This is a genomic window from Olavius algarvensis spirochete endosymbiont (assembly GCA_900608495.1).
In the GTDB taxonomy this organism is placed as follows: Bacteria; Spirochaetota; Spirochaetia; order DSM-2461; family DSM-2461; genus UBA2779.
The window spans coordinates 1-10,166 of the sequence record UWYT01000080.1 but is presented as its reverse complement, the minus strand read 5'-3'; the positions used below and the strand labels follow the sequence as shown (position 1 = coordinate 10,166).

The following is a 10,166-nucleotide window of genomic DNA, read 5'->3' as shown; positions in this document are numbered from 1 at the left end:
CGCCCAGGGCGCTAAGATACGAACCAAAACTAGTTGTACCGCCCAAACCACCAGGATTACCACCGCCGGAGCCGGCACTGCCTTTACCGCCAACAGTGATTGGAATGGTTTCGCCAGGCGTAACCTGGACGGCCTGTTCCTTAACCTGGCCACCGCCACCTCCGCCTCCCCGTACGTCGCTCATTGAGGCACCGCCACCCCCTCCGCCTCCGACCATAAGCACCTGCAGGGTGATTTGGTTGTTGGTGGAGTAGCCGGCTTCGGGCGCCGTCCAGTTTGTGCCCCCGGTAAATACCTTGGTTTGTAGTGCTTTGACCGTCCAGGTGAGTGGTGTTTCGACGCCAGTATCAGCCACAACCGTGAAGCTGGCGGTAGTATCGGATGCTACTTCGCTTGCAGTTCCAGTGATTAAGCCATCAGAATCCATTGAGAGTCCATTCGGCAGGTTCCCGCCTGACTTTATCGAATAACTACTAGCTCCAGCCAATCCAAGCTTAACGCTAATATTCTCTCTCCGGGAGGAGAGGATATCTTCCAGCGAGCTTAAGGTGGCTAAGTTCAATCCATCTAAAGTCTCTTCCACTTCCTCCACTGCCCTGACTGAATCCGTCGCATTTGAGCAGGCACCGATGATGAACGCTATCACCGGCACAGCTATAATCCATAGTAGTCTCTTCACAATTAACCTCCAAAAATGAATGACATGTATGAATTATCGCTTCCAGCCAAAAAACAACAAAACCTTTTTTTTTATTTGTGTAATTTTTTTAGATTTGAGGTGCATTGCGGTAGGGATTGACAGTTTTCCGCAGAAGTTGAATAACCTTGGGAATTTTGCGGTTAATCTGGACATCACTTCCTCATACTCATTAGGGATACATAATGTTTAGTTGTAGTGTGATTCAAAATTTGAGCCAGGCGGATTCCCTCGAGTACTAAGTCGGGATGAATTACATCAAAGAGGCCTGAGTCTGCAAATAGCCCGGCGAAACCACCGGTTGCGATTACAATCGAATTTTGTCCCTTAGGAAAACACTCGCTGCGGTATCGTTTTATTATTTCACGCAACATGCCAAGATGTCCCCAGTAAAGACCCGATTGTATGCTTTCGACGGTGGAGCGCCCACAGGTTTTATCTGGACGCAGGATTTCAACTTTTGGCAGGCTAGCAGTGGCTTCTTCGAGCGCCCTCATCGAAATTCTCAGGCCCGGGGCAATTGCTCCGCCAAGATACTCTTTCTTTGCCGTTATTGCTTCCACGGTGCTCGCCGTGCCGAAGTCAACTATGATGAGGTTGGTATCGGGGTAGCGATTTACCGCGCTGATGGCATCCGCGATTCTATCCGCACCAACTTCGGTGGGATTCTTGTATCGGATTTTGAGGCCTGTTTTTACTCCGGCTTTGAGCTCGAAGGGCTCGGCATCGAAGTAATGGATGCAGGAGTTTCGCAGCGAGTGGTTTATATCGGGTACTACTGAACAGTAGGCGGCAGATTCCACATCCTTCGGATTGTGTCCATTTTCCCTTATCACGTTTCTGAAGAACAAACCAAGCTCGTCGCTGGATATGATACGTTCGGTTATTCGGCGGAAGCGAAACAGGAGTTTGTCGCCGTTGAAGAGGCCGCCGAATATCTGCGAATTTCCCACATCAAGGCAAAGGGTCATTTTTTCTCCCGGACCAGGAGTTCGTACAAAACCTGGGCCAATTCATCTTTGGTTTTTGTTCTTTGTATCAATTTACCTGCCTTCCATATGCCAACCGGATGACTTTGAGGTTTGATGTCTGGCAGGTTGTTATGCACTATATAGTCGGCGGTTTTTTGTTCGGAGAGAGTCTTTGCTTCGGGAGCTGTATGGCTGCTAGTGGCGGCGGGGGTTAGCTTAAAGGCAACGATGCAAATTGACTTGTTAAGACTCCATGCTCTAAGCGAGTCCAGGATTTTTTCGGTGGGCCGGAGATGGAGCAGGATTTTGTGGCCGCTCGGGATTTTGCCATGTCCGCCTATGGGGAAATCATGTTCATCGACTTGGATGCGCTCGACGATGTAATCGCTAACGGCGGCAAGGTGAATTATGGCGTCCCAGTGTTTGCCGCTAAGCTGTGAGTGAAGGATATTGCGCAGGTTGTAATAGCTTTGATAGCTGTGTTCCGTTATTTCGGGCATCATAGGCGAAGTGGCGTTTTGGCTGCGAATCAGGGTTACACTGGCATCGCGGGAGGCAAAATAACTTGCCAGATGGGCACCGGTTTTACCGGTTGAGAAGTTTGATATCTTGCGAACCGAGTCGATGGATTCCTCGGTACCGCCGGAACTGATGATTATTTTCAAAATTCTTCACTTCCCATCAGGACAAAGACTTCTTCGGGTTCAAGCAATCGCCCGTAGCCGATAGTTCCACAGGCAAGATGTCCCTTGCCGCTCGGTAGTATCCTGCAGCCCCATTTTTCAAGTTCTTTTAAGGCTTTGATAATGGCGGGATGTTCGAGCATGTTGCTGTTCATTGCGGGCGATATCCACCAGGGTTTGCGGAAATTGTTGGCTAGAAAAAGAGCGCCTGTGAGGTTATCTGCGAGACCTGCACGAAGGCGTGCTATGCAATTAGCCGAGGCAGGGTAGATAAGTATTAGATGAGCCCAGTCGATTAGGCTTATGTGATGCAGCGCGCGACCGGGTTCGAACATGTCACTCAGCACGCTATTGCCGCTCAAACCCTCCAGTGTGGCATCGCCAATGAAATGCCGGCTTCCCTCGCTGCTGATACACTGAACATTCCAGTTGTTCTTTGTGGCAAGAGATGTCAGTGTGGCGGCTTTGAAGGCGGAGATGGATCCGCTACAGATTAGTATTAGATTTTTGGTTTTCCCAGATTTGTTCATTGTCGATTAATCTCACTTTGCCAAGCCGAACGGCACCAAGTATCCTCCCTTCTCGCTCTTCAATGTAGTCTACCTTGAAACCGGCCTTTTCCAGGGTGGTGGTTTTTGCCTCGGGCGTGGTTTTCTCGCTCAGAATCTGATGGAATTTGGCTGCACGCTTAAGCTCATCTTTGTCTAAAAGGATGTTTCTGGAACTCATGGCCAAGCCATCCTTCTCGCGGATTGTAGGGCAGGCGATTATTTCAGTGTCGAGGAAGAGGGCCTTGGCCATTCCCTGGATTAGCTTTAACTGCTGCCAGTCCTTCTCGCCGAAATAGGCCTTTCCAGGATGAACTATGTTCAATAATTTGAGAACCACTGTCAATACACCATCGAAGTGCCTGGGCCGGTATAAGCCTTCTAAAATCTTGCTTTCTTTGTTTTCGCTGACTTGATAGTTGTATTTATCGGGGAACATATCTTCGACTTCGGGAGTTAGTAGCACATCAACCTCGAATGCTTCTAACAGTGATATGTCGGTATCGAATTTTCGTGGATAGTTTTCAAAGTCGTTCGCGTCGTTGAATTGCGCTGGGTTGATGAAAATACTTGCGGCGACTATATCGTTTTCAGCTGCTGCCCGTCTTACCAGGCTTAGATGTCCGGCGTGCAAAGCTCCCATGGTTGGTATGAAGCCGACAGAGACGCCATCGAGCGTTCTGAAATGTTTGCGGGCGCTTTGGATGTTATTGAATATTTCCATTATTCGTAGCTTTCTTCTTCGAGGGGGAAAGCCTTTTTTATCACTTCTTCATGGTATCTGTTAAGGGCTTTCCTAATCAGCCTGGCGCCGTCGAGAAATTTTCGGACGAATTTGGGGGTGAATTGGGTGTTCAAGCCAAGCAAATCCTGTAAAACCAAAACCTGACCATCGGCACCGGCACCGGCGCCGATACCAATTACGGGAATTATCAATGCATCGCTAATGCGCTTTGCGAGTTCACTGGGAACTGCCTCGAGAACTATTGCAAAGCAGCCCGATTCTTCGAGTGCACGGGCGTCTTCATTGAGCTTTGCGGCGGCTGCTTCTCCTCTACCCTGAACCTTGTACCCGCCTAAGACATTGATAGACTGTGGAGTGAGTCCAATATGTCCCATAACTGGCACACCCGATTGGGTGATATGGGTGATTAGTTCGAAGTTGCCATCCGCGCCTTCAAGCTTCACCGCATTGGCGCCAGCACGTATAAGGGTGCCAATGTTTTTTACGGCTTCAGTCAGTCCCATTCGAACTGAAAGAAATGGCAAATCGCCAATTATAAGGGAATCAGGTGCACCGCGTCGCACTGCTGCAATATGTGTAACCATCATCGAAATATCGGCTGGAATTGTACTGCTGTAGCCGTGTGTAATCATGGCTGCCGAGTCACCTACCAAGATGCAGTCCACATCGCTGTCGGCGATTATCCTCGCGCTCCATGCATCATAGGATGTTACTATTGATATGGGAAGACCGCTTGCTTTCCTCTTCTGGAAATCGATGATAGTCATCCTGGGTACCTGTCCTTTTCGGATCTGGTCCGCATTTAGTTTTAGCCACTTCACAATATCGCCTGTTGGCCAGGTAGCCGAATCAGTTCATACAGTAGCCAGGTGATGTTAGCGCCGATTCCGGGCCGAGGTCAATCGGTAGTTCAAAGAATGACTGGATTCTGCTCTCATATTTTTTGTTGAATCGTCGGGCTGAAGAGAAGCTGGATTTCCGGCGATTTTGCTTTGAGGCACCGTTGGATAAGGCTGGGCTTGGCATTAGCAATTATGAGGACTCCACTTCATGCACAAGGTGAGAACATCGACATTGCAACCACGGCTGGCACGCTCAAAGAGTTCGAACAGGGCACTCGGGATTTGATATCTCGTTTTGTAAACAAAATAACAAGTCAAAATATGCTATGTTGAGCAGAATATTCTCTTTTGACGAAAGCGAATCAGCCTTGATACTTAACTCTTTCCTCGCGAAAAATCATCAATGCCGCCATCATTCGTGCATAACCCGCAGTAGTTGCGGCCTGTAGAATTGCGTGTTCAATCTCATCGAGCGTGCAGGAAGCGGTCACGGCTTTTTCGATTTGAGTGCGAAGTGCATAATCGTACTGACTTGCAGCTGCGATTCCCAGTTTGATAAGTGCGCAGGTTTTCGAGTTCAGGGGTCCCACGTCGCTCCCAAGATGCTTGCCAAACGCCTCATAGGCCTTCCATGCTTCCGGATACTTTTCCCTGAAGTACTTCCAATTCTCTTTGCGTGCTTCCATTTGGAATTCTCCTTAATTATCTCGATTCATCTGCTCGCACTGGAACTTGCGATACTCTGCGTTTGCACGAATAGTCTGCGAGTTCGCATTCGCCAGGGTGAGCTAGCTCATGCCGTTTCTGCGTAACCGGGCAATGGATGCTGAGTCATTCAATCAAATCTCTGAAGAATGCCATATCCCTGTCCATCACTTTGAAGAAGCTCTTGGAAATATTGTGGTTTTCTCCAGGATATTGATAAAAGGTGTAATCAACCTGAGCCTCATCAAGCTCTTCCCGGAAGCTGATACTCCACTCAAAAGGAACAGATTCATCTTGAGTTCCATGATGGATTAGAATCGGAATATCGATTGAATCGAAATAATTATTGGGGCTCAATAAACTATACTCTTCCGGTGCAAACAGGGCTTCGATTGATTTCAGATGCCTTTCAGCTTCTTGCGGATCCCTCTTTCGAAGGAAGTACAGGTTAGGAAATGGTTTGGTTACTGCGGCCCACAGAGTTGCACCTCTCAATGCCTTGCTGACGGTGAGAACACGTAGTCCAATTTCCCCTCCCATTGAATGGCCATAGAGAAAAATATTGTCCGTATCCGCATCCGGTATGCTATCAATTTGGTTTATCAGATTTAGGACATCAATTGAATAATTTATCGTAGCGGTAGGTCCACCACTGTTACCCTCCGAGCGGTCATGTCCTCGATAGTCTGGTTTAAGTACCAAGAAACCATTACTGGCATAGTATCGGGTTACGGCGCGGTAGTTATGCACAGTCGAATAGACACCAGGAGGGATATAACCATGTGCAACAATAATTACGGGCCATCCTTTCAGAGGGGCTTCACTGGCTGGCTTCTCTAACAAGCCATAGATAGTGTATCCATCGGAATCGTAGCTGAATTTCCAAGTCTCAAGCCCTTCATCCGTTGTGATTGCGTTTTGCAATTCAATTTCCCGCTCGGGGTAAACGCGTTTTCTAAGCCCCTCGATGCTTAGGGGATTGAGTTCTGCCTCGCTTTCAGCAACTTCCAGTTCCTCTGACGCCTGTTCCAGTTCCTCTGATGCTTGTTCCAGTCCCTCTGATGTCCGAAAGCCTGTTTGCTGTCTTTCTCGACTGCAACCGCCAAGGATTAAGACACACAAAAAACCACCTGTTATTGATACGCGCAAACAGAGAGCCACAGGCTCAATCACATCATAATCTCTACTTTACCTGTAACCTCGCTCGATTCGTCTTTCTTAAATGACTTCATCTGTGCGTCGGTTTTGAAATATACATTGCCTATCACCTTGGCGTCGACTAGCTCGAAGTCCATCGCTTCAACCACTACATCGCCAATGAAAGTACCGCTTTGAATGCGAGTATGCTTACTCCGTACAATCAGTTTGCTGGCTGTGAGTTTGAATCTGTTGGTAACATTGCGGTTCTCATCCTGGGTGTAAAGGGCTATTTTGCGATATGGTTTTCCTTGAAACTCTCCTTCAACAACGATATCATCCTTCACAGAAACATCATCCAGCAGCGCAACCATCCATGTTCCGTCGCTTTTTAGAGCCTTGATTAGTGCATCGCCATCTTTAACTATTGATGCTGTCGTAACCGAATCTGCATCTATCTCGGCTTTTTCGCCATTGGCGAACACTGAAAAGGGCAGGCTTAGCAACAATGCAAACAGGAATACTTTTTTCATCTCATCCTCCTTTTAACTGTATAGCTCGATATTAAACCTAGTGGGCAGTTATGTAAACCTACAAAGAAGAAATCAATCTCATTATAATCACCCACTAACACCGTCCCTCGCGCCTGATTTCGTCTGCCTAGGATTAATCTAGTTTATCGATAAATTTTTGATACTGCTCAGCGCTCATAAGTGAATCCAGTTCCTTCATATCGGATATCTGAACGCTGTATATAAAGGTACCAAGTGCGTCACTGTTGATACGTTCCGGCTCCTCTTCCAGTACTTCATTCACATTCGTGATAATTCCCGAAAGTGGAGAAATCAATCCCTGTGCCACCTTTACTGATTCGATACTCAGGATTTCGTTGCCTTTTGACACCTTTTCACCCAGTTCCGGCATTTCTACAAATACGATTTCACCCAAGGCAGCCTGGACATACTCACTTAGTCCAATGTATGCCACTCTGTCTATCACTTGGACCCATTCATGATTTTCAGTGTATAAGAGGTCTTCAGGGATATTCATAGCATCTTACTATAACCCAACACAGGTATACGGTAAAAGGTGGAACCGCATGGGATTTTCACGATTTTGACCTTATACCCTCAATCTGATGTCTGCCGATGCCTTTACTTGTCCGTTTCACTGGTTTATTGACATGATAACTTGATGATGTTTAGCTAAATCAGAATGGGGAGGATAAAATGAGCGAACGTAAAACCTGGGCGGAGCGGCAGAGTTCTACTTGGAAAACCAGGGTTGGTTTGGCCGAGATGCTCAAGGGCGGGGTAATTATGGATGTAGTTACTTCGGCACAGGCGAAAATTGCGGAGGAAGCCGGAGCGGCTGCGGTGATGGCCCTCGAAAGAGTGCCAGCCGATATTCGCGTTGCTGGGGGCGTATCTCGAATGTCAGACCCTCGAATGATAAAAGGAATTCAAGAAGCAGTAAGTATTCCCGTGATGGCGAAGTGTCGAATAGGTCATTTTATGGAAGCCCGAATTCTGGAATCACTGGGTGTGGATTTTATCGACGAAAGCGAAGTGCTCAGCCCAGCTGATGACCAGTACCATGTGAACAAGTACCTTTTCAAGGTACCATTTGTCTGTGGCTGCCGCAACCTTGGTGAGGCTTTGCGTCGTATTGGAGAGGGCGCGGCAATGATTCGCACAAAGGGTGAGGCTGGAACTGGGGATGTGGTAGAGGCAGTGCGACACATGCGAACTCTGATGGATGGTATTCGTATGCTGACTAAAATGCCTAAGGATCAATTGATGAGCGCAGCCAGGGATATGGGCGCGCCTTTCGACCTGGTGGAGGAAGTATCCATTTTGGGCCATCTGCCGGTTCCGAATTTTTCCGCCGGCGGCATTGCAACCCCGGCCGATGCGGCGTTGATGATGCATCTTGGTGCCGAATCGGTTTTTGTCGGCTCTGGGATTTTCAAATCTGGCAATCCGGCACGCCGCGCCAAGGCCATTGTTGAGGCAGTAAGCCACTACGACGATGCGAATAAACTGGCCGACATTTCTGAAAATCTTGGAGAGGCAATGGTGGGGATCAATTGTGGGGAACTTGGAGATAAGGAGAAATTAGCGAGCAGAGGCTGGTAGTTAATGAAACCCATTGGTGTGCTTGCTCTCCAAGGCGATTTCCTTAAGCATATTCAGGTTCTCGAAGAAGTGGGCGCGGAAACCGTCCAGGTAAGAGATGTGGAAAACCTAAGGAGCATTGGTGGTTTGATTATTCCAGGTGGAGAGAGCACGACTATTAGCAAGATGCTGAGGCGCTGGAACCTCATGGAACCCATCATTAAGCTTGTCAGAAGTGGACTACCTGTATTTGGTACCTGCGCTGGGCTCATACTTCTGGCTGATGAGTTAGTCAACTGGAACCACTTGCCCAGAATTGGCGGTTTAAATTTGATAGTGACCAGGAATGCTTACGGCAGGCAGATTGATAGCTTCGAAGCCCAACTTGAAATAGACATCTCGGGTGGTCCTACACTTTCTTCTTTTACAGGCGTTTTCATCAGGGCGCCGAGGATTGAGTCTAATGGGCTTGGTGCAGAAGTTGAGGTTTTAAGTTCCTTCGAGGGATTTCCGGTTTTAGTCAGACAAAAAACCATTTTAGCAGCATCATTTCATCCGGAATTAAGTGGCGATGTTCGTCTTCACAGTTGGTTCTTGGAATACATGGTGGAAAAGAGCAATTAGGGCAAGGCGGAATCCACCCTAGCCCTTTGTTTCCAAGTTGATTAGACAGAGAATTTGAGGCAGAAAAGAGGTTGCACTTTTATACCTGCCCTCAGATGGATGGCGCCGCCAACACGGCACAGTTTAACCACCCATAGGCAAGCTTCACCCGCCCATCATCCTTAAGATGCGATAACGCTTCAGTGTATATTCGGTTTCACCCCCCCTCATGCCGAAACAAATAAGTCTTCCCGTCTATCAAGTTTTGTTCCTTTCGCATCACCACAATCGCATCATCCGGTATGTCAGCCTCCGTCATACTGGTGCCTCTCACACGTACTGCGAAATACTCGTCCGGATGCCCTTGCAGGCGGGATAGGGAAACAGAAAGACTCTCACCTGTATCGGAACTTTCCAAAGGCTTTTCCACAGCCACACTCTCATACAGCGGTAGGCAATGCGAGGTCCATACTCCTATTCGGGTTCCGATACCTCATCCGGATGGGAGCTTCGATCCTTCTCCCTTTGCTCCTCCAGCTGGGACAAGGCAAAGCCTTCTACCTTAGTCCTGCGCCGGGTTCCAATCGGTTAATTGTATCGCACAAGGAGGAGCCTCGATTGTCTTTTCTCATCTTTTCTGATGCGTGGTAATTCTTATACAAATTGTACACGTCCGGAAGCGTCTCGCGGGCATTATCATCCGCCTGATGCTCTTCACTCTGCTGAGCATCACTCCGAAACATCTCACCCCCACCAGTTAAAAACCAATCAAGGCTTACCCTAGAGTTTAGATAGACCAAACAAAAACCCTTTTGATGGCTTCCTTAACACCACTTGCAAACTCATGAGATAACACCGCTTGATAAGCCTATTAATTTGGAAAATTCAAATTGATTCACGCCAGAAGCACTGATTAGGAGGTTAGTTCTTTCTGAAAACATCTAGTTTTTACCATTTTTTGATTTCTCAAATTTTCTCATTAGATAGTTGGAAAATTCAATTAAACTGTCTGTCAATGTGGTATCTTTTAGAACTGCTCCTTGATGCGAAGGCGGGGGGTATCGCTTTGAAAGTAGACGCTGGATTTGAGAAAACCTCTAAATCCTCTGGCGAATCGG

At 47.7% G+C, this 10,166-nt stretch carries 13 protein-coding genes; 2 read left to right on the top strand and 11 right to left on the bottom strand.

The window, feature by feature from the left end; genetic code table 11:
• From S1OALGB6SA_RS01525 to gcvH, 10 genes are all read right to left on the bottom strand, one after another.
• A partial coding sequence (locus S1OALGB6SA_RS01525; RefSeq protein ID WP_230204355.1) for a glycine-rich domain-containing protein occupies positions 1-679 on the bottom strand: 679 nt, incomplete at its 3' end.
• 173 nt (positions 680-852) lie between these two features.
• Positions 853-1,668: a type III pantothenate kinase gene (locus tag S1OALGB6SA_RS01520; RefSeq protein WP_124032325.1), complete on the bottom strand. Its 816-nt coding sequence runs from the start codon at positions 1,666-1,668 to the stop codon at positions 853-855.
• Positions 1,665-2,333, bottom strand: a complete 669-nt coding sequence (locus S1OALGB6SA_RS01515) for a phosphopantothenoylcysteine decarboxylase domain-containing protein (protein ID WP_195910236.1) — start codon at positions 2,331-2,333, stop codon at positions 1,665-1,667. The genes S1OALGB6SA_RS01520 and S1OALGB6SA_RS01515 overlap by 4 nt, the downstream gene beginning before the upstream one ends.
• Entirely contained in the window at positions 2,330-2,881 is a 552-nt protein-coding gene (locus S1OALGB6SA_RS01510) for a flavoprotein (protein WP_052080287.1), read from the bottom strand. The genes S1OALGB6SA_RS01515 and S1OALGB6SA_RS01510 overlap by 4 nt, the downstream gene beginning before the upstream one ends.
• Positions 2,838-3,623 (bottom strand): pantoate--beta-alanine ligase, encoded by a 786-nt coding sequence (panC, locus tag S1OALGB6SA_RS01505; RefSeq protein ID WP_124032323.1) that lies wholly within the window; start codon positions 3,621-3,623, stop codon positions 2,838-2,840. The genes S1OALGB6SA_RS01510 and panC overlap by 44 nt, the downstream gene beginning before the upstream one ends.
• A complete protein-coding gene (panB, locus tag S1OALGB6SA_RS01500; RefSeq protein ID WP_230204354.1) occupies positions 3,623-4,465 on the bottom strand; it encodes a 3-methyl-2-oxobutanoate hydroxymethyltransferase in 843 nt (280 codons plus the stop codon). The genes panC and panB overlap by 1 nt, the downstream gene beginning before the upstream one ends.
• A gap of 383 nt (positions 4,466-4,848) precedes the next feature.
• Positions 4,849-5,172: a carboxymuconolactone decarboxylase family protein gene (locus S1OALGB6SA_RS01495; protein WP_124032322.1), complete on the bottom strand. Its 324-nt coding sequence runs from the start codon at positions 5,170-5,172 to the stop codon at positions 4,849-4,851.
• 145 nt (positions 5,173-5,317) lie between these two features.
• Positions 5,318-6,313 carry an alpha/beta fold hydrolase gene (locus S1OALGB6SA_RS01490; protein WP_195910235.1) on the bottom strand — a complete coding sequence of 332 codons (996 nt, stop codon included), beginning with the start codon at positions 6,311-6,313 and terminating at the stop codon, positions 5,318-5,320.
• A 47-nt stretch (positions 6,314-6,360) separates the two neighbouring features.
• Positions 6,361-6,861 carry a hypothetical protein gene (locus tag S1OALGB6SA_RS01485; RefSeq protein ID WP_124032320.1) on the bottom strand — a complete coding sequence of 167 codons (501 nt, stop codon included), beginning with the start codon at positions 6,859-6,861 and terminating at the stop codon, positions 6,361-6,363.
• Positions 6,862-6,994: 133 nt separating this feature from the next.
• Positions 6,995-7,378: a glycine cleavage system protein GcvH gene (gcvH, locus tag S1OALGB6SA_RS01480; RefSeq protein WP_124032319.1), complete on the bottom strand. Its 384-nt coding sequence runs from the start codon at positions 7,376-7,378 to the stop codon at positions 6,995-6,997.
• A gap of 179 nt (positions 7,379-7,557) precedes the next feature.
• Between gcvH and pdxS the strand changes: the two genes are divergently transcribed.
• The gene (gene pdxS, locus S1OALGB6SA_RS01475) at positions 7,558-8,466 is read left to right on the top strand and encodes a pyridoxal 5'-phosphate synthase lyase subunit PdxS (RefSeq protein ID WP_124032318.1); all 909 of its coding nucleotides are present in this window, start codon (positions 7,558-7,560) and stop codon (positions 8,464-8,466) included.
• A gap of 3 nt (positions 8,467-8,469) precedes the next feature.
• The gene (pdxT, locus tag S1OALGB6SA_RS01470; protein ID WP_124032317.1) at positions 8,470-9,069 is read left to right on the top strand and encodes a pyridoxal 5'-phosphate synthase glutaminase subunit PdxT; all 600 of its coding nucleotides are present in this window, start codon (positions 8,470-8,472) and stop codon (positions 9,067-9,069) included.
• A 196-nt stretch (positions 9,070-9,265) separates the two neighbouring features.
• On the opposite strand, the gene S1OALGB6SA_RS01465 is transcribed toward pdxT, so the two are convergent.
• Positions 9,266-9,496, bottom strand: coding sequence for a LexA family protein (locus S1OALGB6SA_RS01465; protein WP_306766971.1), 231 nt, complete (start codon positions 9,494-9,496; stop codon positions 9,266-9,268).
• Positions 9,497-10,166 lie beyond the last annotated feature (670 nt).

Coding starts and splice junctions, on each gene's coding strand:
- panC (WP_124032323.1), bottom strand. CDS start 3,623: ATGGAAATATTCAATAACATCCAAAGCGCCCGCAAACATTTCAGAACG.
- S1OALGB6SA_RS01520 (WP_124032325.1), bottom strand. CDS start 1,668: ATGACCCTTTGCCTTGATGTGGGAAATTCGCAGATATTCGGCGGCCTC.
- gcvH (WP_124032319.1), bottom strand. CDS start 7,378: ATGAATATCCCTGAAGACCTCTTATACACTGAAAATCATGAATGGGTC.
- S1OALGB6SA_RS01510 (WP_052080287.1), bottom strand. CDS start 2,881: ATGAACAAATCTGGGAAAACCAAAAATCTAATACTAATCTGTAGCGGA.
- S1OALGB6SA_RS01485 (WP_124032320.1), bottom strand. CDS start 6,861: ATGAAAAAAGTATTCCTGTTTGCATTGTTGCTAAGCCTGCCCTTTTCA.
- S1OALGB6SA_RS01495 (WP_124032322.1), bottom strand. CDS start 5,172: ATGGAAGCACGCAAAGAGAATTGGAAGTACTTCAGGGAAAAGTATCCG.
- pdxS (WP_124032318.1), top strand. CDS start 7,558: ATGAGCGAACGTAAAACCTGGGCGGAGCGGCAGAGTTCTACTTGGAAA.
- pdxT (WP_124032317.1), top strand. CDS start 8,470: ATGAAACCCATTGGTGTGCTTGCTCTCCAAGGCGATTTCCTTAAGCAT.